Source organism: Erwinia aeris, from assembly GCF_041224955.1.
Taxonomy (GTDB): domain Bacteria; phylum Pseudomonadota; class Gammaproteobacteria; order Enterobacterales; family Enterobacteriaceae; genus Erwinia; species Erwinia aeris.
The window spans coordinates 27,426-53,257 of record NZ_JBGFFX010000012.1; the positions used below are offsets into that span (position 1 = coordinate 27,426).

Below are 25,832 nucleotides of genomic sequence, written 5' to 3' on the forward strand. Positions count from 1 at the left end.
TAAGCAAAGGAGTTTTTATGTCACAAACAACGGTATTAAAACTGGATGGCCTTTCCTGCGGTCATTGCATAAAAAGAGTCAAAGAAACGCTGGAGAAACGGGATGATGTGGATCAGGCCGAGGTATCTCTGGATGAAGCCCGCGTAACCGGCGACGCTGCACCGCAGGCGCTTATCGCGGTGGTAGAAGAGGCAGGCTATCAGGCCGCGCTGGCGGACGACGCGCGCCCAAAGCCTGAACCGCTGACAGTATCAGATCCCCAGCCGGAAGCGCTGACAGCGGCCCCTTCTCAGCTTCCGGCAACCGATGACAGCTTTCATCTGTTAATTGGCGGCATGAGCTGCGCCAGCTGCGTCAGTCGCGTTGAGCACGCGCTGCAGCAGGTGCCTGGCACGCATCAGGCGCGGGTAAATCTTGCCGAACGCAGCGCGCTGGTGATGGGCGACGTTTCGCCCGATGCGCTGATTCAGGCGGTGCGCAACGCGGGCTACGATGCCGAAATTATCGAAGATGAAAGCGAGCGCCGCGAAAAACAGCAGCAAACGGCGCTTAAAGCGATGCGTCGTTTTCGCTGGCAGGCGCTGCTGGCGCTGGCGTTTGGTCTGCCCCTGATGGGCTGGGGCATGCTCGGCGACAACATGATGTTAACCGCCGATAACCGCGTCACCTGGCTGACACTGGACGCCGTGACGCTGGTAATTATGGTCGTTGCGGGCGGCCATTTTTATCGTAGCGCCTGGCGCAGCCTGCTGAACGGCAGCGCGACGATGGATACGCTGGTCGCGCTCGGCACGGCGGCGGCCTGGCTCTATTCCAGCGCGGTCACCCTGTGGCCCGCTGCTTTTCCTTCAGAAGCGCGCCACCTTTACTACGAAGCCAGCGTAATGATTATTGGCCTGATTAACCTTGGCCATATGCTTGAACAGCGCGCGCGCCAGCGATCTTCTCAGGCGCTGGAGCGATTATTGGATCTCACCCCGCCTTCCGCCCGTGTGGTTATCGCCGGTGAAGAGAAAGCGATGCCGCTCAGCGAAGTGACGCCCGGCATGACGCTGCGCCTGACCACGGGCGATCGCGTGCCCGTTGATGGCGTCATCGTCCAGGGCCAGGCCTGGCTGGATGAGGCGATGCTGACCGGCGAAGCGCTGCCGCAGGAGAAAAGCGCGGGCGACAAGGTTCACGCGGGCACGGTAATGCAGGACGGCAGCGTGCTGTTCACCGCCAGCGCGGTCGGAAAAAATACCACGCTGTCGCGCATTGTGAATCTGGTTCGCCAGGCGCAAAGCAGCAAGCCCGAGCTCAGTCGCCTGGTAGATAAAATTTCTGCGATTTTCGTGCCCGCCGTGGTCGCTATCGCGCTGCTGAGCGCGGCCGTCTGGTATTTTATCGGGCCTGCGCCGCAGCTGGTTTATACGCTGGTTATTGCCACGACGGTGCTGATCATCGCCTGTCCCTGCGCGCTTGGGTTAGCCACGCCGATGTCGCTTACCGCCGGGATGGGCCGCGCCGCCGAGTTTGGCGTGCTGGTGCGGGACGCGGACGCGCTGCAGCGCGCCAGCACGCTGAATACGCTGGTTTTTGATAAAACCGGTACGCTGACGGAAGGCAAACCGCAGGTGGCGGCCATCCGGGTGTTTAACGGTGCCGACGAGCAGCAGGCGCTCTCGCTGGCGGCCGCGCTGGAGCAAGGTTCGCAGCATCCGTTGGCCCGCGCCATTATCGGGCGCGCCGGTCAGGCTGCTTTGCCCGAGGTCACCGGCTTTCGCACGCTGGGCGGCCTGGGCGTCAGCGGGCAGATCCAGGACGAAACCTGGCGGCTGGGCAACCGTACGCTGATGGCGCAACACAATGTGGTTGAGGAGGAAATGGACAAGGCGATCGCCTCTCAGGCCGCGAAAGGCATGACGCCGGTGCTGCTGGCAGCGGGCAATCAGCTTAAAGCTATCTTTTTCCTGCGCGATGCCCTGCGTCAGGAAAGCGTCGCCACGCTGCAGCAGCTGCGCGAGCAGGGTTATCGTTTAGTGATGCTGACGGGCGACAATGAAATCACCGCGCAGGCTATTGCCAGCGAAGCCGGCATCGATGACGTTATTGCCGGGGTCTTGCCGGACGGGAAAGCAGAAGCGATTAAAAAACTACAGCAGCAGGGAGCCAGCGTGGCGATGATTGGCGACGGCATTAATGACGCACCGGCGCTGGCGCAGGCGGATGTGGGTATCGCTATCGGCAGCGGCAGCGACGTGGCGATTGAGACGGCAGGCATCACGCTGATGCGTCACGATCTGCACGCCGTGGTGGACGCGCTGGCCGTGGCAAAAGCGACGCTGCGCAATATGAAGCAGAACCTGCTGGGAGCGTTTATCTATAACGCCTGCGGCATCCCGATTGCGGCTGGCGTGCTCTATCCGTTAACCGGCACCCTGCTCAGCCCGGTCGTAGCCGGTGCCGCGATGGCGCTCTCTTCGGTAACCGTCGTCAGCAACGCCAACCGACTGCTTCGCTATCAGCCGCCAAAGTAACGCACAGTCTTGTCTGAAAGCCCGGTCTCCGTCTGTCCTTCGGTGGGCTAAACCGTTAGCATAAGGGAAACTAACGGAGCGGAGCCTATGGGAAAATTACTGCAAAAGGCTGTCGCGCTGTGGCGCAAACTCTCGCCCATTAGCTATGCCTATCCGGCGCAGGATATGGCGCTCGGCGCCCGCCATCTGCATCTGGTGGGCAGTATTCATATGGGCACGCAAACCATGATGCCGCTTCCGGCGGCGCTGCAAAAAAAACTGGCGCGGGCCGATGCGCTGATTGTGGAGGCGGATATCACCTCCGGCGCCTCGCCTTTTAGCGCCAGTGAAATCTGCCCGCCGCTGGCGGAGCGTCTGAGCGAGCGGGAGCTGGAGGAATTGCAGCGTGTCTGCCGCGAGGTCGCTATTGACGCAGAAGTTATCGATCGGCTGCCCGCCTGGCAGATAGCCTTAATGCTGCAGGCGCAGCAGGCCCAGCGTCTTGGGCTGCGGACGGATTACGGTATCGATTTCCAGCTGCTCAGCGCCGCCAAAGCGCAGGGGAAAAAAATCATCGAGCTGGAAGGGCCGCAGGCGCAGCTGGATCTGTTGAAAGCGCTGCCCGATAACGGTCTGTCGCTGCTGCAGGATACGCTGCAGCACTGGCACACCAACGCGCGCCTGCTGCAAACCATGATTGGCTGGTGGCTGGAAACGCCGCCTGCGGACAGCCGACCGGCCCTGCCCGGTACCTTTAACAGCGCGTTAAACGAGGTGCTGATGCTGCAACGCAATCAGCGCTGGCGGCAGGATCTGACGGCGTTGCCGCCAGGGGAGTATGTGGTGGCCGTGGGCGCGCTGCACCTGTATGGCGAAGGCAATTTGCCGGACCTGCTGAAAAAAGGCTAAAAAAAAAGGCCAATATCGCTACCGGCCATGAATAAGATCTGTTTTATGATTTTAGTTCGCCTTCGACAAAGGCCGAAGGGGCAAAGATTGTCGCCTGGATCCCACATTTTCGCCAGTACTTTTTTTCGCCAGTTGTTCCATGCGCCACCTGAGGAGAAGCGTCGTGACGCCAGCCGTAAAACTGCTTGAAAAGCAAAAAATAAAATTTCAGCTGCACAGCTATGAGCACGACAGCAGCGAAACCCACTTTGGCGATGAAGCCGTACGGATGCTGAACCAGGATCCCGATCGGGTGTTTAAAACGCTGTTGGTTTCGCTGAACGGCGAGGCGAACACGCTGGCGGTAGCCGTCACGCCCGTTGCCGGCCAGCTGGATTTAAAAAGCGTCGCCAAAGCGCTGGGCGTAAAGAAAGTCGAAATGGCCGATCCGCAGATCGCCCAGCGAATCACGGGCTATCAGCTGGGCGGCATCAGTCCGCTGGGGCAAAAAAAACGTTTGCCCGTAGTGGTGGATACGCTGGCGCAGCAGTTTCCCACCGTGTTTGTTTCCGGCGGACGACGCGGGCTTGAGATAGAGCTGGCTCCGCAGGATCTGGCGCGGCAGCTCAACGCCAGCTTTGCCGCTATCGCGAAGCGCGACCGCAGCTAGTTGGTCTGCGCCAGCAGCCGATCGATCATCCAGCGCCCGGCCGGGCCGGGCGGCGACAGCCGCGACCAGGCGACATCCACCGAAAGATTCTGCGGCCAGCCGGCGATCGGCAGCTCGCGCAGCACCTGATGGCCGAACTGCTCCACCAGCCAGCGCGGCAGTATCGTCCAGCCAAAGCCCTGTTCCGCCATCTCCAGCAGCAGCAGATAAGAAGGCGCAGACCAGACGCCGTTGCCCGGCCGGGGCCGCCCCTTCTCTACCCACGTGTTCAGACAGAGCTGCCGCTCGCTTTTTAACGCTTCGCTGCTGACGACAGCCTGCCGCGTCAGCGGATGATCCTGATGCAGATAAATAGCCATCTGCGCTTTAACCTGAAGCCTTGCAGTGGCGATATCAGCCGGGTAATGCGGCTGCACGCGGATCACCCCAATATGCGCCCTTCCGGCCTGGATCAGATCGATAACGTCGGCATCTTCGGCAATCATGCATTCAAATTCAATCTGCGGATAGCGATCGGCAAAGCGTCTCAGCAGCGATTCATGGTAATCCGCCTGCCAGAAATCGGAGATCGCCATGCTCAGGCAGGGTTCCACATCGCCAGTCAGGCGGATAGCTAGCTCATCCAGCCGCTCGCTGGCCGCCAGTATTTCCCGCACCTGTGCCAGCGCCCGCTGCCCGTTCTCTGTCAGCACCGGCGAGCGCCCGTCGCGGCTGAACAAGGCGAACCCCAAATCTGTTTCCAGGTTGGCCACGGCAGCGCTGACGGTGGACTGGCTTTTACGCAGCGCTCTGGCAGCGGCAGAAAAGGAGCCGCTTTCCACCGTCTGTACAAACGCCTGTAACGATTCCGGTGAATATCGCATTTAAGTATCGCTTTTTCCGATGGGTAATCATTTTATGTTAGCAAACCGGGCAGGCAAAATACCGGTCTGATTTTAAGGAGAACCAATGAGCCGTACACTGAAAGAACGTTTTTTCCACGCCCTGGGTTTTGAAGCATTGGCCGTGACGATAGTTTCGCCGCTGGCCGCGTGGGCAATGGATAAACCGCTGTTCCAGATGGGCGCGCTGGCTATTATGCTGTCGACCGTCGCCATGCTCTGGAACATGGTTTACAACGCCGGTTTCGACCGTCTGTTCCCGAACGGCCGTCAGAGCTGGCTGCTGCGTATCGTGCACGCGCTGGCTTTTGAAGGCGGGTTTATTCTGATTGGTTTGCCAATCGCCGCCTGGATGCTGGGCGTTTCGCTGTGGCAGGCGCTGCTGCTGGAAATCGGCTTTTTCCTTTTCTTCCTGCCCTATACGGTGGTCTATAACTGGTTATACGATACGCTTCGCGCCAAATGGCAGCGCAAAGCGCATCCTGTGTCTTCAGAACAGTGACGACCAGACCTGGCGCATAGCCAGTTCAATACGCGGCAGCCGCCATTTTTTCGGCGGCTCGTCGGCTTTTTGTTCCGTCACGGCGGCCTTCTGCTGATAAAGAATTTCGTCGTGCGGTGCAAAAGCGCTGGCTTTCAGCGGCGAGTGCTTCTCAATATACTGTTTCAGCACCTCGGCATCGACAAAGCCGGTGTTTACGTAGCCCGGCATAGAGGTGATAACAGGATAGCCGTCGCCGCCGGTCGCGTTGAAGCTGAGCGTCGCCATGCGGTAGGTTTTGTCCGCCTGGAGCGGTTCGCCTTTGATTTTTACGTCATGAACGCTGCTGCCATCGGCCGTCAGGCTAACGTTGGCCAGCTGCGCGTAGGCGCCGGAATCGACCTGTTTATTCGCCACTACCGCCAGATATTTTTCAACTTCGCTGCCCTTCATATCGACATAGACGACCGTGTTGCCGAAAGGCTGCACCTTCAGCACATCCTTGTAGGTGATGTCGCCGGGTTCGATGGAGTCCCGCACGCCGCCGCCGCTCATTACCGCGAAATCAGCGCCGGTTCGCTCTGCCTGCGCGCTCAGGAGCACACGGGCAAGGTTGGTCTGCACAAAGCGCACCTTGCTGCGATCCCCCTCCAGATGGCCGTCTACGCTGCCGATTTTTACGTTAAGCTGTGCCTCTCCCTTTTTCTGGAAAGGCGTCAGCAGTTTCATCATCGCCGGATTTTTGGCGATTTCCTGGGTGTAATTCACCCAGCTGACGCTGCCGTCGGCATTGGTCACCTTATGCCGCAGATTGATCGGCACCAGTTCGTAATGTTCCAGCGTCAGCTTGCCGTTCAGGAAGGTAAAATCGGCCCGGCCGATATATTTTCCCCATTCGTGCGCCTGAACAATCCAGGTGCCGTTTTGCCGATCCGGCTGGCACGGCGTGCCCGGCACGTAATCCGCCTGCTTAACGTTTTCCTTCGCCATACAGACCGGATCCTGAGAATGGCCGCCCACAATCATATCCAGATAGCCTGCCGGCAGCGCCCGAGCCATCTCCACGTCGCCCGGCGCGTTGGAGCCGTGATTGCCGTTATCGTAGTGGCCCATATGCGTCGCCGCGATAATCACGTCCGGCTTCTCCTGCTGGCGCAGCGCTTCCACCACCGCCTTCGCTTCCGTCGCCGGTTTATGAAAAACGATGTCGGTAAAATTCTCTGGGTTGCCGATTTTAGCCGTGTCGTCAGTGGTCAGTCCGATCACCGCGATTTTCAGTCCCATCCGATTAAACAACGCATAGGGCTGGAACAGGCGCTGTCCGGTGCTTTTCTGATAAATGTTGGCGGAAAGCAGCGGGAATTTCGCCCATTTTTGCTGCTGACGCAGCACGGAAAGCGGGTTATCAAACTCGTGATTGCCGATCGCCATCGCATCGTAGCCAATCAGGTTCATGCCGCGAAAGTCGGGCTCGGCATCCTGTAAGTCCGATTCTGGCACGCCGGTATTGATATCGCCGCCGGAGAGGATCAACACCGCGCCGCCGTGCGCCTGCACGTCGTAGCGGATCTGATCCATCATGGTTTTTTGCGCCGCCAGCCCGTACTCGTCATGCTCGTTTTGCCAGAAGCGGCCGTGATGATCGTTGGTATGCAGCACGGTGAATTTATAAACCCGGTCTTTAACCCAGGCCTGCGCGGCAAGCGGCGCGCTGAGTAAAGCCAGCGCCAATAGCGTCAGCGAGTTTTTTTTCAGTGAAAGCACAACGGATCTCCTTGTTGAAGCACTTATAAGGCTGGCGTAACCAGCAATCTACTACAGGCGCGGCGAATGGCAAGCGGTGCCGGTTTTCGGCAGCGCGTCGCGGGCTCTTAAAACAAGCGCGACGGCCAGATGAGTGCTAAATCTGCGGCCTTGCTGCATACGCATCCTGTTTAGTGCGGTTGTTTGCAGCTGTGTCGCAAAAAAGCGGCCTGCGTTTTGAAAGATAACTGCATAATCTTTATTATCAGAACAGTCATTATTCAGCTCTCCAGCCACTTAACACATTAAAATCACGCGATCCTGTGTGTTTTTGCTACCAGCGCTTTTTTTCACATTTTTACCTGAATAAGGCAGGCAGACTAGCCGGATATACCATACACTTTAAGCTTACATTCGGATACATTTGCACATACAAGGAGAGAAGCATGCACCACACTACCCCGCTTATCACCACCATTGTCGGCGGGCTTGTTCTCGCTTTTCTCCTGGGTATGCTGGCCAATCGGCTGCGGGTTTCGCCGCTGGTTGGCTATTTGCTGGCTGGCGTGCTGGCCGGCCCATTCACGCCCGGTTTTGTCGCCGATACCAATCTGGCACCCGAGCTGGCGGAGCTGGGCGTCGTGCTGCTGATGTTTGGCGTTGGCCTGCATTTCTCGCTGAAGGATCTGATGGCGGTTAAAGCGATCGCTATCCCCGGTGCCGTGGCGCAGATCGCCGTCGCCACGCTGTTGGGTATGGGGCTTTCCTCGCTGCTGGGCTGGCCGTGGATGACCGGGCTGGTGTTCGGCCTTTGCCTTTCCACCGCCAGTACCGTGGTGCTGCTGCGCGCGCTGGAAGACAGGCAGCTTCTTGACAGTCAGCGCGGGCAGATCGCTATCGGCTGGCTGATTGTGGAAGATCTGGTAATGGTGCTGGCGCTGGTGCTGCTTCCGGCTATCGCGGGCATGTTTGAGCAAGGCAACGCCAGCGTAAGTATGCTGCTGGTCGATCTGCTGATTACCATCGGCAAGGTGGTGGCCTTTATGGTGCTGATGATGGTGGTCGGTCGACGCGCGGTGCCCTGGATCCTCGCTCGCAGCGCCGCAACCGGTTCCAGAGAGCTGTTTACCCTGGCGGTGCTGGCGCTGGCGCTGGGCATCGCTTTTGGCGCGGTAGAGTTTTTTGACGTTTCCTTTGCGCTGGGCGCCTTCTTTGCGGGCATGGTGCTGAACGAGTCCGAGCTGAGCCATCGCGCCGCGCATGATACGCTGCCGCTGCGTGACGCCTTTGCGGTGCTGTTTTTCGTCTCCGTCGGGATGCTGTTCGACCCGATGATCCTGCTGGAACAGCCGCTGGCAGTTGCGGGCGTGCTGGCTATTATCGTGCTGGGCAAATCGCTGGCCGCGCTGCTGCTGGTGCTGCTGTTCGGCCATTCCCGCCGTACCGCGCTGACCATTTCGGTGAGCCTGGCGCAGATCGGCGAGTTCGCCTTTATTCTCGCCGGACTGGGGATCTCGCTAAAGCTGCTGCCTGATGAAGGCCGCAATCTGGTGCTGGCAGGCGCCATCCTTTCCATCATGCTTAATCCGCTGCTTTTCGCGCTGCTGCAGCGCTATCTCGGTAAAAAAGAGGCCGAGGAAGAGCAGCAGCAGGCCGCAATAATGGAAGAGGAAAACCCGATCCCGGTTAATCTCTGTAACCACGCCATCATCGTCGGTTTTGGCCGCGTCGGCAGCCTGCTGGGCAGGAAACTGATAGAAAATGGCGTGCCGATTGTGGTGGTTGAGAACAGCCGGACGCGGGTGGATGCCTTAAGGGCGGAAGGGATCAGCGCTGTGTTGGGCAACGCTGCCCGCACGGAGACGATGGATCTGGCGCGTCTGGACTGCGCGCGCTGGCTGCTGCTCACTATCCCTAATGGTTTTGAAGCGGGCGAAATCGTCATCGCCGCACGAGAGAAGCGCCCGTCGATTGAGATCCTCGCGCGGGCGCATCATGACGAAGAGGTGCACTACATTACCGAGCGCGGCGCAAATCAGGTGGTGATGGGCGAGCGGGAGATTGCCAACAGCATGCTGAATATTATGCTCGCCAATGAAAAGGCAAGCGCGCCGCAACCCAGCCCGATCTGAAAAGGCGAGTTTGATGACAAACTTAAAAGCCTGCGGCTTACACTGCCATTTTTACAGCGATCCAACCGCTTCACAGCGGCGGAGGCTGAGCGGATAAGCGGACCGTTTTCGCGCATGGACGCGCGAAACGAGCCTACATGGACGTGCGCGTCCGTGTTCCGCTCTGCCTCTGCGGCTATTTACCAGACTGATAGCCAACTGATGGCTGAGCATAGCTTTGTTAACAGTCTCAGGCGGTCTCTGGAAGAGGCCGCGCTCGTCTTATCTTTCCCAGTAGGACTCTTCCAGGCTGTCTTCGCGCTCCGGCAGCCCTCGGGTCAGGCGCGGCGAGTGCTGATTCAGCACCTGATAGCTGACGCGGTTGGCGTATTTACAAACCTGCGCCAGCGAGGAATAGGTCAGGTAGCGACGACCGTGTTTGCTGGAGTTCGGCACGTTCAGACGATGATAGTCGTTAGCGGTGATATCGTGCAGCACCGCCGCCAGCGCGCCGTCGCCCGCGCCGTTGGTGTTCATGATCTTCTCCGGGCCGCCCATATAAGGCGCGATATGCGAGAAAATGCGCAGCGGCTGCTCGCAGTCCTGGTGGCGCATCGCGCGGCTGAACTCATACTGGTTGAACTCCGGGATCGCGCCTGGCAGCAGCGGATGCTGCGTTTTGCGCTTGCCCTCTTCCTCAGTGTAGCCCGCCATATACAGACCGTTCGGCCCGGCGGTGCACAGCACCAGATCCACCCAGTCCAGCGCCATATTCGCCGCCTGTAGCGGATCGCTGAAGCCGGTCAGCGCCTCGCCCTCTTCCTCGTTCATCGCCACCACGGAAACGTGATCGCGCAGGAAATCGCGCCAGAACTGCGGATTGTCGCCAATCACGTATTTCGTGCCCAGCGTCAGCACCACCGGTACGTTATGCTTTTTCGCCCAGGCGATGGCCTGCATCGTTGCTTCCGCCATCGGTTCGCCCGGCTTGCAGCGCAGCAGATAAGAGGTCAGCAGCAGCGCGGACGCGCCCGCTACCACCTCTTCAGGAATGCTTTCCTTGCTCAGCTGGTTCATCATGCCCGGACTGATGGCAAAGGTACGCTCGCCGTGTTCGCCAATCAGCGTAAAGCAGCGGCCGATAGCGCCGTCGACGCCCTGCAAATAGTTCAGATCGGTACGGCTGGAGGTATTGCACAGGTAGCGATAGGCGTAGCTCCCGATCTGCACGTTGCTGCACATCACGCCCAGCAGCACCGAGCGGTCGTCGGCCAGCACCGAGTAGTTGTGCAGCGTGTTGCCGATGGTACCGCCCGCAAACTGATGGGTGATCAGGTTGTTTTGCGTCAGCTCTGCATACAGCGCTTCGGCAACCTCGTCTTCAATCACCAGCGAGTGGCCCGCACTCAGGCCGTAGCGCGCCACAAAAGCGTCATCCACCTTCGCTTCGATATCCACCAGGATCTGATCGATACCCGCTATCCAGCTGGTCGCGGTTTCGCTTTCCGGCTGCACGGGCTGGAGCAGCGGGTCGCGCGCGCTGACGGGAAAGTAGTGTTTGGATTTACGCTGGCCGGGAAATTTCATATTGCTGACTTCTGGAAAGAATAGGAAGCAGCCAATGATAACAGGGATGCGGCTAAGTGCCCACACCCCTCTTTTTTAGCGCTGGCTGTTGACCAGCTCAACCATCATATCGATATGTAGCTCATCGTCGTTCAGCGCCGGGATATATTCAAACTTGGTGCCGCCCGCGTGCATAAAGAATTCGCAGTTCTGCTCGCTGATCTCTTCCAGCGTTTCCAGACAGTCGGCGGAGAAGCCAGGGCTCATGACCTGTACATGCTTCACGCCCTTTGCCGGCAGCGACTGCATCGTTTCGTCAGTATAGGGCGTCAGCCACGGCTCGCGGCCAAAGCGCGACTGGAAAGTCAGCATCGCTTCGTGTTCGGCCAGGCCCAGCGCGGCAATCAGCGCCTCGCTGGTTTCCCGACAGCGCAGCGGATAATCGTCGCCCTGATCGGCAAAACGCTGCGGAATGCCGTGGAAAGACATCACCAGCAGATCCGGCTTGCCATGTTTAGCAAACGACCGTTCGACCGACGCCTTCAGCGCGGCAATATAGGCCGGATGCGTGGCGTAATCGCGGATAAACTGCACCGAAGGCAGGCTGCGATAACCGGCAAAGACCTCGGTGATGCCGTCCCAGACCGCCGCCACGGTAGAGCAGGAAAACTGCGGGTACAGCGGCAGCACGATCAGGCGGGTTACGCCCTGCGCCATCAGGCTGTCAAGCGCGCTTTTCAGGCTCGGATTGCCGTAGCTCATGCCCAGTTCCACAGGCATAGGTAGCCGGGCCGCCAGCGCTTCGCGCTGCCGTTTGCTGTAGACCATCAGCGGCGAGCCGTCTTCCATCCAGACCGATGCGTAAAGTTTTGCAACGCGCGGCGAACGGATCGGCAGGATCACGCCGTTCAGGATTGGCCACCACAGCCAGCGCGGCGTATCGACCACGCGCTTGTCGCTGAGGAACTGTTTCAGGTAGCGTTTAACAGCAGGCGTGGTTGGCGCGTCAGGTGTACCTAGGTTCACCAGCAGCACGCCGGGTTTATCTTGCCTCATTGTTATTCCTTCTCTGGGCATGTCAGGTGATGAAAACGAGAATCATTCTAGCGGAAAATCAGGAAGGGGTAACCAATTGCTGTAGTAGGGCCAGCTTTTGCTGGCCCCGGAAGGTATTAACCGAAGATTTTTTCCAGTTCGGCGCTGACTTCAGACACTTTACGGGTGCCGTCAATTTTGTGGTAAGCGGTGTGGCCCGCTTCCGCTTCTTTGCTGTAGTAGGCAATTAGCGGCGCGGTCATCTGATGATATTCCACCAGGCGCTTACGCACGGTTTCTTCCTGATCGTCTTTACGCGTGGTCAGCTCTTCACCGGTCACGTCGTCTTTGCCTTCCACCTTAGGCGGGTTGAAGGTCACATGGTAAACGCGGCCGGATGGCGCATGAACGCGACGACCCACGATACGTTCAACAATCAGCTCGTCCGGTACGGCGAACTCCAGCACGTTGTCGATTTTGATGCCCGCTTCCTTCATGGCGTCAGCCTGAGGGATAGTGCGCGGGAAGCCATCAAGCAGGAAACCGTTACGGCAATCTTCCTGCGCGATGCGCTCTTTAACCAGGGCAATAACCAGTTCATCAGTGACCAGTTTGCCTGCATCCATCAGTTCTTTGGCCTGTTGACCCAGCTCGCTGCCGGCTTTAACCGCTGCGCGCAGCATGTCGCCCGTGGAGATCTGCGGAATGCCGTATTTCTCCATAATAAACTGAGCCTGTGTCCCCTTACCTGCACCCGGAGCACCGAGCAGAATAATACGCATTGCGTAAATCCCCTTGCGAATCGCTTTAATCAAGTTATGTAGGGCATGAACATACCATCATGCCCCTGTATCCACAAGGAACGCGGCCGTTAAGCTGGGTTATCGCCCGGTAAAGTTACCGGTAACGCCAGGGGGTTTCGGCATTATTGACGCCGCTTTAGCGCTTTACGGGCGCCGTCGTGCCGAAAGCCTTGTTTTCAGACAATTTCACCTTTTCGCCAGCAGGATCGCTACCGGTATAGTCCCTTGAGAGACGCGGTTTTCGGCAGGATCGCGCTTGCGGGAAAGCGTCGGGATGACAGGGAGTTGAGTTAAGAACCAGGCAGGAGGGAAACCAAACAGAAAGGCAGAGGGCGTTGCCCCCTGCCTTTGACCGATTTAGCCCAGCAGCAGCTGGTTCATGCGGCGGATAAACTGGTTAGGATCTTCCAGCGTGCCGCGCTCGGCAAACATCGCCTGATCGAGCAGCAGCTCAATCCACTCGCCGAAGCGGGCTTCATCCTGCGTATCCGCAGCGCGTTTAACCAGCGCGTGCTCCGGGTTCAGCTCAAACAGGTACTTCACTTCCGGCACCGGCTGGCCCGCAGCGGCGAACAGCTTCGCCATCTGGGTGCTCATGTCGTTGGCGTCGGTGGTGACGATAGCAGGCGTGTCGGTCAGGCGGTGCGTCAGACGCACATCCTTCACGCGCTCGCCCAGCAGCGTTTTCACGCGGTCGACAAACGGCTCCAGCGCTTTTTCCGCTTCTTTCTGCTCTTCGCTTTCTTCGTCTGCCAGCTTGCTCAGCGCTTCGTCCGCCTTGCTGACGCTCTGGAAGGTTTTGCCATCGAACTCGGTCAGATAGCTCATCATCCATTCGTCGATACGATCGGAGAGCAGCAGCACCTCGATGCCTTTCTTACGGAACAGCTCCAGATGCGGGCTGCTTTTCGCGGCGGCATAGCTGTCGGCGGTGATGTAGTAAATCTTCTCCTGCCCTTCCACCATGCGGCTGACATAGTCTTCCAGCGACACGGTCTGCGCGGAGCCTTCACTGCTGGTAGAGGCAAAACGCAGCAGTTTGGCGATGGTTTCTTTGTTGGCGCTGTCTTCAGCCGGGCCTTCTTTCAGCACCAGACCGAACTGCTGCCAGAATTTCTGATACTGCTCTTCGTCATCCTTCGCCACTTTCTCCAGCATTTGCAGCGCGCGCTTGCTCAGGGCGTTACGCAGATTCTGGGTAATGCGGCTGTCCTGCAGGATTTCACGCGAGACGTTCAGCGGCAGATCGCTGGAATCTATCAGGCCGCGCACGAAGCGCAGGTAGTTCGGCATAAACTGCTCGGCGTCGTCCATGATAAACACGCGCTGCACGTAGAGCTTCAGCCCGTGCTTGTGATCGCGGTTCCACATGTCCCACGGCGCCTGCGAAGGGATATACAGCAGGCTGGTGTACTCCTGCTTGCCTTCTACGCGGTTGTGGCTCCAGGTCAGCGGATCGGCAAAATCGTGCGAAACGTGTTTGTAGAACTCTTTGTACTCGTCGTCGCTGATCTCAGACTTGTTGCGCGTCCACAGCGCCTGCGCCTTGTTGATTTTTTCCCAGCTGGAGGTTTTCTCTTCTTCGTTATGCTCTTCGATCTCTACCGGCAGCGCGATGTGATCGGAATATTTGCTGATGATGCTGCGCACGCGCCACGCGTCCAGGAACTCGTCTTCGCCTTCGCGCAGATGCAGCGTAATCTCCGTACCACGATCTTCTTTCGTGATATCGGCAATGGTGTACTCGCCTTCGCCTGCGGATTCCCAGAACACGCCTTCATCCGCAGCGGCGCCGGCAGCGCGGGTGCGCACGGAAACCTTGTCCGCCACGATAAAGGCGGAATAAAAGCCGACGCCGAACTGGCCGATTAGCTGGCTGTCCTTCGCCTGATCGGATCCTAATGATTCCAGGAAGGATTTGGTGCCCGATTTGGCAATGGTGCCCAGATTCTCAATGACTTCGTCTCGCGTCATCCCGATGCCGTTATCGCTCAGCGTCAGGGTACGATTTTCCTTATCAACAGAAACACGCACGCGCAGATCGCCGTCGCCCGCGTAAAGTTCCGGCGAAGAAAGCGCGCGGAAGCGCAGCTTGTCGGCCGCATCGGAGGCGTTGGAGATCAGCTCACGCAGGAAGATTTCTTTGTTTGAATAGAGGGAATGGATCATCAGGTGCAGAAGCTGTTTTACCTCTGACTGGAAGCCACGCGTCTCTTGTCCTTTCATGGTCATTGCTACCTCAGTTAACTTGGCGGTTTACATTGAGAAGTAGAATGGGGACGACTGGCGGGTTTTCAAGACGGCACGACGCATCGTGCCGTTAAATGACTAAAATTTAATCTTGTGGCGCCCGGCCAGAGAGTGAGACAGCGTGGTGCCGTCCACCATCTCCAGCTCGCCGCCAACCGGCACGCCGTGGGCGATGCGGCTGGCGTCAACGCCATACTGACCGCACAGCTCGGCAATGTAGTTGGCGGTCGCCTCGCCTTCAACCGTAGGGTTAGTGGCCAGGATCACCTCCTGAATCGCCTCTTTTTCCAGCCGTTGTTCCAGCCGGTCAAGACCGATATCGTTCGGGCCAATGCCATCCAGCGGCGAAAGGTGCCCCATCAGCACAAAGTAGCGGCCGGCGAACTGCCCGGTCTGCTCAATGGCGTGAATGTCGGCCGGGCTTTCTACCACGCAGATAAGACCCGTCTGCTGACGACGAGTATTCGCGCAGATGGTGCAGATTTCCTGCTCGGTAAAGGTGCGACAATCTGCACAGTGTCCAATTTCCGACATGGCGCGCGTCAGCGCCTGCGCCAGACGCATTCCGCCGCTGCGATCGCGCTGCAGCAGCTGGAACGCCATACGCTGGGCCGATTTCGGCCCCACGCCGGGCAGACAGCGCAGCGACTCCATCAGGCTTTCAAGGAGCGGGCTGGTCTGCATCAGAACGGCATCTTGAAGCCAGGCGGCAGCTGCATCCCGCTGGATACCGCAGACATTTTCTCTTTCTGCGCTTCCGCTACGCGACGGGCGGCATCGTTAAATGCGGCAGCGACCAGATCTTCCAGCATATCTTTGTCGTCTTCCAGCAGGCTTGGATCAACCTCTACGCGACGGCAGTTGTGTGCACCGTTGATGGTGACCTTCACCAGTCCCGCGCCCGATTCGCCCGTTACTTCCATGGCCGCGATCTCTTCCTGCACCTGCGCCATTTTGTCCTGCATTTGCTGGGCCTGCTTCATCAGGTTACCCAGTCCGCCTTTTCCAAACATAATTTTCTCTCTTAAGAAGGGCCGTACTCATGCCGCAGCACGGGAACAGCGTTTCAAAGGGGGCGAATACTCTCTTCATCCACGTCCGCATCAAAAAAGCGACACAGCGTCTGAATATGATTATCCGCGATAATTGACTGACGCGCCTGCGCCAGTTTCTCTTCGTAGATTTTTTGTCGCCACTCCAGCGGCGTCAGCACCGTCGGATTATCGTCTTCAATCAGCGTCAGTTCAACCGGCTTGCCTGCCGCCGCGCTCAGCGCCTCGCTCAGCGCTTTCTGCGCCGACGGCGAGTTCAGGTGACGCTGGCTGGAACGCAGGTGCAGACAGATCCCGTCTGCCGTCTGCTCTTTCCAGGCGTTCAGCGCCAGCTGCTGCACCAGCTTCGGCAGCGTCAGCCCGGCGATTTCCGCCGCCCAGGCGTCGCGCTGCTGCGATTCCGTGGTCAGCTTCGCCATCAGCTCCGGGGTTTTCTCATGTTCTAACGCCGTGCGCAAGGCTTTGGGCGTGGCCACCGGTTCTGGCTTCGCCTCGACGGTTTGCGCTTTCCAGCGATAGGCCTCCGGCTTTACCGGTTCAGTCGCGATAACGGCGCTTTGCCGCTTCTGACCACGCTCGGTCGCGGCAGCCAGCCGCTCCAGCGCCGAGCCTGCCGGCCGCGCATTGGGCGCTGCCGGCTCACTCTTTTTTAGTTTGGTCGCTCCCTGCTGGCGCATCAATTGCGTTCGCGCCTGCAACAGCTGGCTGGTGGTATCAGGCAGCGGCGCGCTGGCCTGCACGGTATGCGTCGGCGCCGGGCCTGCCGGCGGCTGGCTCTGCGCTGCGGACGGCGACGGGATCGTTTCCTGTTGGCCCGGCGCTGAAGGCTGAGCCTGCGGCACCATCGCAGGACGCGCGACCGGCTCTGCAATCACCTGTTTAGGATGAAAAGCCAGCGCGCGCAGCAGCGCCATCTCTACGCCCATGCGGCGATCGGGTGCCAGCGGCAGCTCTTTGCGGCCGACCAGCAGCGTTTGATAATAAAGCTGTACGTCGGCAGGCGGCAGAACGCGCGCCAGCTCGCGCAGGCGCTGCTCGGCAGTGGCGAACTCTTCGCCCAGCGCGGAGGGCAGCAGCTGTATCATCGCCACGCGGTGCAGCAACGTCAGCATTTCTACCAGCAGCGCTTCCCACTCGACGCCGCGTGAAGCGGCCTGGTCCAGCAAAGACATGACCTGCTCGCCTTCGGCGTTCACCAGCGCTTCGATCAGCGCCAGCGGCTGCTCGTCGTCCAGCGTGCCAAGCATAGTGCTGACCGTCGCCGTGGTGATCTGCCCCTGCCCCATGGCGATAGCCTGGTCGGTCAGGCTTAACGCGTCGCGCATACTGCCATCGGCGGCTCTTGCCAACAGCTGTAACGCGCGCGCTTCGGAGGCGATCTGCTCCGCTTCCAGCACGTGCTCAAGCTGGCCACGGATCTGGCCAACGTCCAGCGCCTTCAGATGGAATTGCAGGCAGCGCGATAAAATAGTGACCGGCAGCTTTTGCGGATCGGTAGTAGCAAGCAAAAACTTCACGTGCTCGGGCGGCTCTTCCAGCGTTTTCAACAGCGCGTTAAAGCTGTGCCGCGAAAGCATATGCACTTCATCGATCAGATAAACTTTAAAGCGGCCGCGCGCGGGCGCGTACTGCACGTTATCCAGCAGATCGCGAGTATCCTCGACCTTGGTGCGCGAGGCGGCGTCGATCTCAATTAAGTCGACAAAGCGGCCCTGTTCGATTTCGCGACAGTTGTCGCATTTTCCACAGGGCGTAGCGGTAATGCCGGTTTCACAGTTAAGGCCTTTTGCCAGAAGACGGGCAATAGTGGTTTTTCCCACGCCCCTGGTGCCGGAAAAAAGATAAGCGTGATGGATGCGGCCAAGCGACAGGCCGTTCGCCAGCGCGGTCAGCACGTGCTCCTGACCGACGACATCACTGAACGCCTGGGGACGCCACTTGCGGGCCAGTACCTGGTAGCTCATTCGTGATTCATCATTGATTTATAGAGAATAATTCATCTAAACACCGTTAACCCGTGTTTTAGCCTCGTTGCTGATTGCCGCTACAGTGTACCAGTACGGCCTGGGTCATTCCTATCACTTTGCGTAAAACCAGCGGCTAAATCCGCTTGTGGCCAGCACCAGTAAAAACGCCGTTCAGATAATGATAAAAAAAGAATAGCGTGAAGTTGGGCAGAAAATTACCTGTTGCAGCCAGAAAACCGCACAACCCGAAAATCAGTCACTTTTCCTAAAATGACAAAACAGATTTACCCTCCAAAAATTAACGTATTTAATAACGACACCCTAAAAAATATCTTTATTAAACAATAGCTGGAGGAGCTGGAGTTATTTAAGAGTCAATCAAATTACATTATATTTAACCAATTGAAAATAAGCGATTTTATAAGAAAAATTTATACAATCCTTGTCAAATAAAACTAATGGACTGGTAAAATGGAAAATAAGAAAAGGACATTTCATCCTGAAAAGCCGGGTATGCAGAATAAAAAAAGATGGCTCGGCGCTTTTAACGCGCTGGCGATCTTTATCTCGCCCGGCACCGTTTTTATTCATTCTGCCCAGGCGGAAGATAATATTACCGTCGGCGCCCAGGGCGGCGATGGCGGCAGCGGCAGCACCGCCAGCCTGCCGGGTGAAGCAGGCACCGGCGGCAACGGCGGCAACGGTGCTAACGCGGCGGGAAACGGCAACGGCAGCAGCGGCAGCAACGGCGTGTCGGGCAGCAACGGCGCCAACGGCACGCCGGGCGTCGACGGCGCGATCGGCACCAGAGGCTCCGACGCGACTGGCTCATTGCATAATGTGAAAGGACAGCTGGGCATACTGCAAATTGGCGGCGGCGGCGGCCATGGCGGTCTGGCGGGCGAAGCCTCAGCCGGTGCCGGCGGCGGCGCGGCAGGAAAAGGCGGAAACGGCGGCAGCGGCGGTAATGCAGGCATGGGCGGCGATGGCGGTAACGGTGGCGACGGCGGCAGCGGCGGTCATGGCGCGAACGGCGGCAGCGGCGGCGTCGCGGCGGCAGGCGGAAACGGCACGCTGACTATTAATCAAAGCGCTTTTACCAGCACGGTTCTGGCCGTCGGCGGTGATGGCGGCGCCGCCAGTGCGGGAGGAAACGGTCAGCCCGGCGGCGGCGGCGGTGCCGGAAAAAGCGGCGGCGAGGCGGGCGTCCCCGGTTTGCAGGCTGCCGGTGGGATGCCGGGCAACGGCGGCAGCGGTGGCGCGGGCGGCAAAGGCGGCAGCGGCGGCAACGGAGCCGATGGCGGTAACGGCGGCAGCGGCGTATTGACCCTCAACGGCACTACGGTAACGGTCAGAAGTACGCTGGCCGTCGGCGGCGCAGCCGGTGACGGATCGGACGGCGGCGATGGCGCAAACGGCGGCAACGGCGGCGATGCGGGACACACCGCCGATCCCTATGTCGAAACCAACGTCACAGGCGAAACGGGCGACAGCGGCAACGGCGGCGGCGGCGCTAAAGGCGGAAACGGCGGGCGCGGCGCTAACGGCGGCAACGGTGGCGAAGGCAGGCTGTTGCTTAACAACAGCACCGTAAACGCGCAGGCGCTGAAGGTTGGCGCTAACGGTGGGAAAGGCGCTAACGGTGGCAACAGCGGCAGCAACGGCCAGGCAGGCGCGGTGGATAGCGTTGCGGCAGCCGGAAAAGGCGCAGCTGGCGGCCAGGGCGGTTTGGGCGGCAACGCCGGACAGGCCGGCACCGGCACGCTGACGGTGGAAGGCAGCACGCTGACCGTGACCTCCGGCATATCTCTTGGCGGCGACGGCGGCAGCGGCGGCAACGGCGGTGCGTTACAGGGCAGCGCCGCCGCCGGTAGTGGCGGCAATGCTTCCAACGGCGCGGCCGGTACGCTGTGGTTTAACAGCGGTACGCTCAACAACGGCGGCACGCTACAGCTGGGCGGCCAGGGAGGCGATGCGGGCGATGGCGGCAGCAACAACGGTGCCAAAGGTCGCTCGGGCAACGGCGGCAAAGCGGGTAACGGCGGCAACGGTATCGCCATCTTCACCAGAGGCAGCGGCCAAATCGGTACAACCGTTCAGCTCGGCGGGGCCAGCGGCAGCCACAACGGCGTATTAAACAGCAGCGCCTGGGCGCAGACAGCTGGCGCTGGCGGCACGGGCCAGCTGGAACTGCGCGGCGGCACCTTTACCGCCGGCACGCTGGCTATCGGCACCGCCACGGTCTGGAACGCGCTGACCGGCGTCGCCTCAACGGCAGACGGGCGCTATTTGCAGAGCGGCGGGACTTTCCGGGTCAATAATACGGAACTGAACAACGGCAGCCTGATCGTCAGCGGCGGCACCTTTACCAGTAAAACGCTGGAGGCGACGCAGGGAACGCTGACCGTCAGCGGCGACGGCTCGATCGTTTTTGGCTCTACGGAGCTGAACGCGCATCACTGGCAGGAAAGCGTGGCGCAGCTTCAGCAAGCGCTGCAAACAAGCTGGAACGGCAAGCTGATCCTGAGCGGCGACGGCACGATCGATTTCGCCAGCAACGAGCTCGCCTGGCGGATCGGCGGCGATGAGGCAACGCAGGGATTAGGATCCTCTTCGCTAACGGTGATCCATGCCCGATCCTACATAGACTCCGGCAAAGTCGCGCTGGCGCTGGGCAATGCGCAGATTGACAATAAAGCCGGCCTGCTGGTGCTGACGGATGATGGCGTAGCCGCCGGTGAAAGTTTTACGATAGCAACAGGAGCAAACCCCCTGACGACGCCCGGCTGGCAGCAGGCGAACATTAATACCACCAGCCGTCTGATAATGGCGACCTCATCGACCGATGCAGAAGGAACGCTGCTTACGCTCGGCAATGCCGATTACAGCGCCGCCTTGCCGAAACTCTCTGCCGGCTCGGTAAAGCTGCTTAAGGCGATGACCGCCGAAGTAGGGGTAAACACGGCTTCCGACAACGCTGCCCAGCAGTTCCTTTCACAAACGATGGACGTGCGCTACGTCAGCGATGCCGCGACCGCTGCACGCCTGGTGGAATCCGCCATTAACTTCGCCTCCGTGGCTAACGTTGCAGGCGCCAGCTATCAGACGATGTCTGCCGCGACCCGCGCCCTCGCCCGCCATCTTTCCCAAAGCGAACATCTTTTTGACGGTACGCCGCCGGAAGAAGGCTTTAATCTGTGGACATCGCTGTTCTACGATAACGCCCGTCTGAAAGGCTATAGCGCTGGCGGTTTTGACAGTAAAAGTAAAACCAGTATGGGCGGCGCTTTTATCGGCGCTGAAGATACGTTGATTACGCAACAGGGCGCGATCCTGAAAACCGGCGTCGCACTGCATACCGGCCGGGGAAAAAGCAGGACGAGCGGTAATCTCTATCCGGTGAAAAACGACCTGGATTTCTGGGGCGGCTCCCTGTACGGCAGCTGGTTGAACAATAACTGGGATCTGGTGGCTGACGTAGACTACTCGCGGGTGAGCCATGATATGAAGATGTCGCTTCCGGCTGCGGGCTACCCAACCCTCTCAGGCGAAGCGAAATCAACCATCATAAGCGCCGGGCTGACGGCGGAGTATCTGTTCAACCTGGAATATCTGGATGTGATACCGCATATCGGCCTGCGCTACACCCGGCTGAAAACCAATAGCTTTACGGCGAAAAGCAGCGGTAAATCCTTGTTCAATAACGCTGCCGCTTCGGCCTCGCTCTGGTCGGTGCCGCTGGGAGTCAGCCTGGCTCGCGAATTTCAGTACGAATCGGGCTATACGCTGAAGCCCAGAGTGGATCTTTCATTTATCGCCACCACCGGCGATACCACTCACGGTACCCGCGTCAGCATGGCCGACGTTAGCGGCACGGGCTGGAGCGAGTCCCGGCTTGCCGACGGTTCGGCTTTCAGCTTCAGCACGGGCGCGGTGCTGCAAAAAGGCGATCTGACCTATGGGTTGCATTACGACCTGCAAAAATCGTCGCACGAAACTGCTCAGGCGGTTTCGGCCTCCTTCAACATAAAATTTTAAATAAAAAAAGGCTGGCAAGCGCCAGCCTTTTTTTTTCTGCAACGGCTTAGTGACCGGGGAAGTTCACCAGGCTGAAGCACTCCAGCCCCATCGCCTTCAGGCGCGCTTCGCCACTCAAATCAAACAGATTGATGATAAACGCCGCGTCTTTTACCTCGCCGCCTGCGCGACGGATCAGTTTGACGGTCGCTTCAATCGTGCCGCCCGTAGCCAGCAGATCGTCTACCACCAGCACTTTGTCGCCCGGTCCGATGGCATCGCAATGCAGTTCCAGACAGTCCGTGCCGTATTCCAGCTCGTAGGTTTCAGCGAAGGTTTTACGCGGCAGCTTGCCCGGCTTGCGTACGGGCACAAAGCCTACGCCAAGTGCCAGAGCCACCGGCGCGCCAAACAGGAAGCCGCGCGCTTCGGTACCTACAACTTTAGTAATACCTGCATCACGATAGCGTTCAACCAACAGTTCAATGCTGAGTGCATAGGCTTTTGGATCTTCCAGCAGGCTGGTGACGTCACGGAACAGAATGCCTGGCTTAGGATAATCCTCAATGCTTTTGATACTGTTTTTAAGAAATTCAAGCTGCTGCGCAGTCGCGGTCATAGTGTTATGCCTGGTAAATACAAATCTGACTCGCGCAGCTTCGTTGCTCTGGCGAGGAAGTCGCAGAGCAAGACGGGAGTGTCCGGGGGAAGCCACGCACGAAAACGACCAAATCTATGCAAATCGTCCGACAATTGCAACCGTCGGAAGCAAAATCCACGTATTTGTTGCCCTTAATCAACCTGAGTCGCTCAGGAAAAAGCAGACCAGCGCACAGATCGATCAAATTAAGCGTATTATAGGCGCGGCTCACCAGGGGAGAGAGAAAAATGAAAAGCGCCCATTTGCTTGAGCAGCTGGAAGCAAAGCTGGAACAACTGGCGCAGACCATTGCGCCTCACGCTAACCAACGCACCGCGAAAGCGCGTTTTGACAGCCAGCTGTTTCACTGCCACGGTACGCGGCTTGCCGACTATCTACAGGAAGCGCGGCAAAGTATGGCCTTACTCAGGCAAAGCGTAAACGGCCACCGCACGGAGCGCGTTGCCTGGATGGCCGAACGCGTGGTGCTGCAGATAAGCGCGCTACAGCGCGAGTTGGCTACGCTAAAGCTGCGCAACAGCGAAACCAGACCGGAGCCAGAGCCGGAGAATCTTTACGAGAAGCTGGCGAAACATCAGGATTACGAGCGCCGCCTGCGCGCAATGGTCGCCGATCGGGAAAGCCAGCTTGCTCATCAGGAAACGCTGGCGCAGCAGCGGAAGCTGCAGCAGGAAATCGCGGCGCTGGAGGGGCGGTTACAGCGTTGTCTGCTGGCATTAAAAAAAATCGAGCGCGCGATTGAAAACCGCGACCGACAATGAGTACGCAGCGGCGTTGCTATACTTTTTGAAAAAGCTGACTGGAGATCGCAAATGGGACTTCTCTCCTGGATAATCATCGGGCTATCGGTAGGATTCGTTACCCGCTATGTCTTTCCTGGCCGCCCCGGCGGCCTGATAGCGACGCTGGCGCTGGCCATCATCGGCTCGCTGGTCGGCGGCTATATCGGGGTCTTTTTTAATTATGGCAGCCTGGCCGTAGCGGAACCCAGAGCGCAGCTGATTGCGCTGGCTGGCGCGCTGCTGATGGTGCTGGTTGCTAAAAAACTCCGTATTTAAATCGGGAGAAGAATATGTCGCTGGAAAGCGCGCCAGAAGAAGTAAAGCTGGCTGTTGATTTGATTATGCTGCTTGAAGAGAACCAGATCGCGCCGCAAACGGTACTGGCTGCTTTAGCTATCGTGCAACGAGATTTTGAGAAAAAGGCGCGCGGCGAAAATCCAGGCGCCCTTCCCTAGCAGGCGGCCTTGCGGAGCGCCGGGCTGTGCATGACGGTATCAAGCAGCACCTCTACCAGCTGCGGCGCATCCGAAGCCAGATCGAAGCTTTCCGGCATAAACAGCCAGTTTTCCATAATACCGGTTATATAGCCGCGCATGACCACGGCCGTTCGCCGCGTATCCAGCTCGCCCGGCAGCTGCTGCTGCGTCATGCACTGCCGCAATACATCTTCAATTTTGTCGTAACATTCCAGATATAACGTTTGCTGCATCATTTGCAACGTGGTCATTTCGCCGACAAATTCGCATTTATGAAAGATAATTTCCATCAGCGCACGCCTGCGCGTATCCCTTACCGTAGCTTCAAGGACATAAGTCAGCATGGCGCGTAAAACAGAGAGTGGATCGGATGGGTATTTTAATTGATACTCAAGCTCTATATTCTCCAGTCCGGTCTCGGACTGCGCCCATATTTCATTGAGCAAATCGGTTTTGTTTTTGAAGTGCCAGTAAATTGCGCCACGCGTTACGCCGGCAGCGGCGGCGATGTCGGCCAGAGAAGTTTTCGCTACACCATGCTCGGAAAACCTGGCGATAGCTGCGTCAAGGATATGATTTCGTGTTTCTAACGCCTGCTGTTTGGTTTTTCGTGCCATAAGGGGATGTTAACAACCAGGGTGCACTTACATACATTTGCGAATGTATGTACCATAGCACGACCATAATTTAAACGCAGCAATGGGTTTATGGATTTTGTGATCCATTGAACAATCGATATCGGACACTCGAGGTTTATTTATGAACAAAAACAGGGGGTTAACGCCTCTGGCGGCCGTTCTGATGCTTTCAGGCAGCCTGGTGCTAACGGGATGTGATAACAAAGACGCACAACAGGGCGGTCAGCAAAAAGCGCCGGAAGTGGGCGTACTTACCCTGAAAAGCGCACCGCTAACCATTACGACCGATCTTCCGGGTCGTACTTCCTCGTTCCGTGTTGCAGAAGTTCGCCCTCAGGTTTCGGGCATCATTCTCAAGCGTAATTTTGTGGAAGGCAGCGATGTAAAAGCCGGTCAGTCACTTTATCAGATTGACCCGGCGCCTTATCAGGCGACCTACGACAGTGCGAAAGGGGATTTAGCTCAGGCTCAGGCCAACGCGCAAATCGCCGCGCTGACCGTTAAACGCTATAAGCCGCTGATGGGTACCAAATATATCAGTCAGCAGGACTACGATAACGCCGTATCGACGCAGAGCCAGACCGCCGCAGCCGTACAGGTGGCAAAAGCCAGCGTAGAGACTGCCCGCATCAATCTGGCCTACACCAAAGTGATTTCGCCTATCAGCGGTCGCATTGGTAAATCTGCCGTGACCGAAGGCGCGCTGGTTCAGAGCGGCCAGACCACTGCTCTCGCCACAGTTCAGCAGCTTGATCCTATTTACGTCGACGTCACGCAATCGAGCGAAGATTTCATGCGTCTGCGTCAGGAGCTGAACTCTGGCAAGCTGCAGCAGGCCGACGGTAAGGCAAAAGTGAAACTGTTATTACCGGATGGTAGCGAATTCGCGCAAAGCGGAACATTGGAATTCTCCGATGTGACGGTGGACGAAACGACCGGTTCCATTACGCTGCGCGCCGTGTTCCCTAATCCGGATCATTCGCTGCTGCCCGGTATGTTTGTGCGCGCTCGCCTGGAAGAAGGCACCAATCCTTCCGCGCTGTTAGTGCCGCAGCAGGCCGTTACCCGCACGCCAACCGGCCAGGCTACGGCAATGGTCGTGGGCGCGGACAATAAAGTGGAATCCCGTAATTTGACCACGGAACAGGCAGTTGGCGACAAGTGGCTGGTTACGGCAGGTCTGAAAGAGGGCGACCGTGTCATCACCACCGGTGTACAGCGAGCCAAAGCGGGCGCCACTGTGACTCCGCAGGAAGTGAGTGCAGACGACGTGACCAAAACGCAGTCTGACCAACCGAAGTCTTAAACAGGAG

At 58.4% G+C, this 25,832-nt stretch carries 21 protein-coding genes and 1 other annotated feature; of the genes, 10 read left to right on the forward strand and 11 right to left on the reverse strand.

Translation table 11 applies throughout. The features are described 5' to 3' along the window. Nucleotides 1-17: 17 nt before the first annotated feature. From copA to ybaK, 3 genes are all read left to right on the forward strand, one after another. Complete coding sequence (gene copA, locus AB6T85_RS17870; RefSeq protein WP_369896318.1) at nt 18-2,519, forward strand: copper-exporting P-type ATPase CopA; 2,502 nt, start codon at nt 18-20, stop codon at nt 2,517-2,519. Between the two features lie 87 nt (nt 2,520-2,606). Then, complete coding sequence (locus AB6T85_RS17875; RefSeq protein WP_253455004.1) at nt 2,607-3,407, forward strand: TraB/GumN family protein; 801 nt, start codon at nt 2,607-2,609, stop codon at nt 3,405-3,407. A 163-nt stretch (nt 3,408-3,570) separates the two neighbouring features. Beyond that, a complete protein-coding gene (ybaK, locus tag AB6T85_RS17880; RefSeq protein WP_125288471.1) occupies nt 3,571-4,056 on the forward strand; it encodes a Cys-tRNA(Pro)/Cys-tRNA(Cys) deacylase YbaK in 486 nt (161 codons plus the stop codon). Here ybaK and AB6T85_RS17885 read toward each other — a convergent pair. Further along, a complete protein-coding gene (locus tag AB6T85_RS17885; protein WP_253455006.1) occupies nt 4,053-4,919 on the reverse strand; it encodes a LysR family transcriptional regulator in 867 nt (288 codons plus the stop codon). The two genes, ybaK and AB6T85_RS17885, sit on opposite strands and share 4 nt — an antisense overlap. Nucleotides 4,920-5,004: 85 nt before the next feature. Between AB6T85_RS17885 and AB6T85_RS17890 the strand changes: the two genes are divergently transcribed. After that, entirely contained in the window at nt 5,005-5,439 is a 435-nt protein-coding gene (locus AB6T85_RS17890) for a multidrug/biocide efflux PACE transporter (RefSeq protein WP_253455007.1), read from the forward strand. Here AB6T85_RS17890 and ushA read toward each other — a convergent pair. Then, nucleotides 5,428-7,173: a bifunctional UDP-sugar hydrolase/5'-nucleotidase UshA gene (ushA, locus tag AB6T85_RS17895; RefSeq protein WP_301289738.1), complete on the reverse strand. Its 1,746-nt coding sequence runs from the start codon at nt 7,171-7,173 to the stop codon at nt 5,428-5,430. The two genes, AB6T85_RS17890 and ushA, sit on opposite strands and share 12 nt — an antisense overlap. A 434-nt stretch (nt 7,174-7,607) precedes the next feature. Here ushA and ybaL point away from each other — a divergent pair, with 434 nt between their 5' ends. After that, nucleotides 7,608-9,293 (forward strand): YbaL family putative K(+) efflux transporter, encoded by a 1,686-nt coding sequence (gene ybaL / locus AB6T85_RS17900; protein WP_301252358.1) that lies wholly within the window; start codon nt 7,608-7,610, stop codon nt 9,291-9,293. 261 nt (nt 9,294-9,554) lie between these two features. On the opposite strand, the gene AB6T85_RS17905 is transcribed toward ybaL, so the two are convergent. The 7 genes from AB6T85_RS17905 to dnaX all read right to left on the reverse strand — a co-directional run bounded on the left by AB6T85_RS17905 (nt 9,555) and on the right by dnaX (nt 17,942). Next, nucleotides 9,555-10,859 carry an inosine/guanosine kinase gene (locus AB6T85_RS17905; protein ID WP_125288466.1) on the reverse strand — a complete coding sequence of 435 codons (1,305 nt, stop codon included), beginning with the start codon at nt 10,857-10,859 and terminating at the stop codon, nt 9,555-9,557. Between the two features lie 75 nt (nt 10,860-10,934). Continuing rightward, the gene (gene hemH / locus AB6T85_RS17910) at nt 10,935-11,894 is read right to left on the reverse strand and encodes a ferrochelatase (protein WP_253455011.1); all 960 of its coding nucleotides are present in this window, start codon (nt 11,892-11,894) and stop codon (nt 10,935-10,937) included. A 116-nt stretch (nt 11,895-12,010) separates the two neighbouring features. Then, nucleotides 12,011-12,655, reverse strand: a complete 645-nt coding sequence (gene adk / locus AB6T85_RS17915; RefSeq protein ID WP_253455012.1) for an adenylate kinase — start codon at nt 12,653-12,655, stop codon at nt 12,011-12,013. A gap of 378 nt (nt 12,656-13,033) precedes the next feature. Then, nucleotides 13,034-14,908 carry a molecular chaperone HtpG gene (gene htpG, locus AB6T85_RS17920; protein WP_253455013.1) on the reverse strand — a complete coding sequence of 625 codons (1,875 nt, stop codon included), beginning with the start codon at nt 14,906-14,908 and terminating at the stop codon, nt 13,034-13,036. 96 nt (nt 14,909-15,004) lie between these two features. After that, on the reverse strand, nt 15,005-15,610 hold the full coding sequence (recR, locus tag AB6T85_RS17925) for a recombination mediator RecR (RefSeq protein ID WP_125288462.1): 606 nt from the start codon (nt 15,608-15,610) through the stop codon (nt 15,005-15,007). Beyond that, nucleotides 15,610-15,939 (reverse strand): YbaB/EbfC family nucleoid-associated protein, encoded by a 330-nt coding sequence (locus AB6T85_RS17930; protein WP_125288461.1) that lies wholly within the window; start codon nt 15,937-15,939, stop codon nt 15,610-15,612. Before AB6T85_RS17930 ends, recR begins: the two co-directional genes overlap by 1 nt. A gap of 53 nt (nt 15,940-15,992) precedes the next feature. Next, nucleotides 15,993-17,942, reverse strand: coding sequence for a DNA polymerase III subunit gamma/tau (dnaX, locus tag AB6T85_RS17935; protein ID WP_253455015.1), 1,950 nt, complete (start codon nt 17,940-17,942; stop codon nt 15,993-15,995). Beyond that, nucleotides 16,587-16,648 (reverse strand) — a sequence feature (DnaX frameshifting element). Its footprint overlaps the gene before it by 62 nt. Before the next feature lie 516 nt (nt 17,943-18,458). On the opposite strand from dnaX, the gene AB6T85_RS17940 reads away from it, so the two are divergent. After that, nucleotides 18,459-21,983, forward strand: coding sequence for a hypothetical protein (locus AB6T85_RS17940; RefSeq protein ID WP_369896319.1), 3,525 nt, complete (start codon nt 18,459-18,461; stop codon nt 21,981-21,983). Between the two features lie 46 nt (nt 21,984-22,029). Here AB6T85_RS17940 and apt read toward each other — a convergent pair whose 3' ends face one another. Further along, complete coding sequence (apt, locus tag AB6T85_RS17945) at nt 22,030-22,581, reverse strand: adenine phosphoribosyltransferase (RefSeq protein ID WP_253455016.1); 552 nt, start codon at nt 22,579-22,581, stop codon at nt 22,030-22,032. A gap of 269 nt (nt 22,582-22,850) precedes the next feature. Between apt and priC the strand changes: the two genes are divergently transcribed. The 3 genes from priC to rsmS are packed head-to-tail and all read left to right on the forward strand — an operon-like array spanning nt 22,851 to nt 23,860. Next, the gene (priC, locus tag AB6T85_RS17950) at nt 22,851-23,384 is read left to right on the forward strand and encodes a primosomal replication protein PriC (protein WP_301729882.1); all 534 of its coding nucleotides are present in this window, start codon (nt 22,851-22,853) and stop codon (nt 23,382-23,384) included. A 51-nt stretch (nt 23,385-23,435) separates the two neighbouring features. Next, entirely contained in the window at nt 23,436-23,681 is a 246-nt protein-coding gene (locus AB6T85_RS17955; protein WP_253455019.1) for a GlsB/YeaQ/YmgE family stress response membrane protein, read from the forward strand. A 14-nt stretch (nt 23,682-23,695) separates the two neighbouring features. Further along, nucleotides 23,696-23,860, forward strand: coding sequence for a pleiotropic regulatory protein RsmS (rsmS, locus tag AB6T85_RS17960; protein ID WP_253455020.1), 165 nt, complete (start codon nt 23,696-23,698; stop codon nt 23,858-23,860). On the opposite strand, the gene acrR is transcribed toward rsmS, so the two are convergent. Further along, nucleotides 23,857-24,498, reverse strand: coding sequence for a multidrug efflux transporter transcriptional repressor AcrR (acrR, locus tag AB6T85_RS17965; RefSeq protein WP_301252353.1), 642 nt, complete (start codon nt 24,496-24,498; stop codon nt 23,857-23,859). The genes rsmS and acrR overlap by 4 nt on opposite strands. Nucleotides 24,499-24,640: 142 nt before the next feature. On the opposite strand from acrR, the gene AB6T85_RS17970 reads away from it, so the two are divergent. Next, nucleotides 24,641-25,825: an efflux RND transporter periplasmic adaptor subunit gene (locus AB6T85_RS17970; protein WP_253455023.1), complete on the forward strand. Its 1,185-nt coding sequence runs from the start codon at nt 24,641-24,643 to the stop codon at nt 25,823-25,825. Nucleotides 25,826-25,832 lie beyond the last annotated feature (7 nt).

Excerpts from the sequence above, each read along its gene's own strand:
- AB6T85_RS17885 (WP_253455006.1), bottom strand. The coding sequence starts at position 4,919 with ATGCGATATTCACCGGAATCGTTACAGGCGTTTGTACAGACGGTGGAA.
- acrR (WP_301252353.1), bottom strand. The coding sequence starts at position 24,498 with ATGGCACGAAAAACCAAACAGCAGGCGTTAGAAACACGAAATCATATC.
- copA (WP_369896318.1), top strand. The coding sequence starts at position 18 with ATGTCACAAACAACGGTATTAAAACTGGATGGCCTTTCCTGCGGTCAT.
- dnaX (WP_253455015.1), bottom strand. The coding sequence starts at position 17,942 with ATGAGCTACCAGGTACTGGCCCGCAAGTGGCGTCCCCAGGCGTTCAGT.
- AB6T85_RS17940 (WP_369896319.1), top strand. The coding sequence starts at position 18,459 with ATGCAGAATAAAAAAAGATGGCTCGGCGCTTTTAACGCGCTGGCGATC.
- AB6T85_RS17970 (WP_253455023.1), top strand. The coding sequence starts at position 24,641 with ATGAACAAAAACAGGGGGTTAACGCCTCTGGCGGCCGTTCTGATGCTT.
- hemH (WP_253455011.1), bottom strand. The coding sequence starts at position 11,894 with ATGAGGCAAGATAAACCCGGCGTGCTGCTGGTGAACCTAGGTACACCT.
- AB6T85_RS17930 (WP_125288461.1), bottom strand. The coding sequence starts at position 15,939 with ATGTTTGGAAAAGGCGGACTGGGTAACCTGATGAAGCAGGCCCAGCAA.
- recR (WP_125288462.1), bottom strand. The coding sequence starts at position 15,610 with ATGCAGACCAGCCCGCTCCTTGAAAGCCTGATGGAGTCGCTGCGCTGT.
- AB6T85_RS17955 (WP_253455019.1), top strand. The coding sequence starts at position 23,436 with ATGGGACTTCTCTCCTGGATAATCATCGGGCTATCGGTAGGATTCGTT.
- AB6T85_RS17905 (WP_125288466.1), bottom strand. The coding sequence starts at position 10,859 with ATGAAATTTCCCGGCCAGCGTAAATCCAAACACTACTTTCCCGTCAGC.
- rsmS (WP_253455020.1), top strand. The coding sequence starts at position 23,696 with ATGTCGCTGGAAAGCGCGCCAGAAGAAGTAAAGCTGGCTGTTGATTTG.
- htpG (WP_253455013.1), bottom strand. The coding sequence starts at position 14,908 with ATGACCATGAAAGGACAAGAGACGCGTGGCTTCCAGTCAGAGGTAAAA.
- AB6T85_RS17890 (WP_253455007.1), top strand. The coding sequence starts at position 5,005 with ATGAGCCGTACACTGAAAGAACGTTTTTTCCACGCCCTGGGTTTTGAA.
- ybaL (WP_301252358.1), top strand. The coding sequence starts at position 7,608 with ATGCACCACACTACCCCGCTTATCACCACCATTGTCGGCGGGCTTGTT.
- priC (WP_301729882.1), top strand. The coding sequence starts at position 22,851 with ATGAAAAGCGCCCATTTGCTTGAGCAGCTGGAAGCAAAGCTGGAACAA.
- AB6T85_RS17875 (WP_253455004.1), top strand. The coding sequence starts at position 2,607 with ATGGGAAAATTACTGCAAAAGGCTGTCGCGCTGTGGCGCAAACTCTCG.
- adk (WP_253455012.1), bottom strand. The coding sequence starts at position 12,655 with ATGCGTATTATTCTGCTCGGTGCTCCGGGTGCAGGTAAGGGGACACAG.
- apt (WP_253455016.1), bottom strand. The coding sequence starts at position 22,581 with ATGACCGCGACTGCGCAGCAGCTTGAATTTCTTAAAAACAGTATCAAA.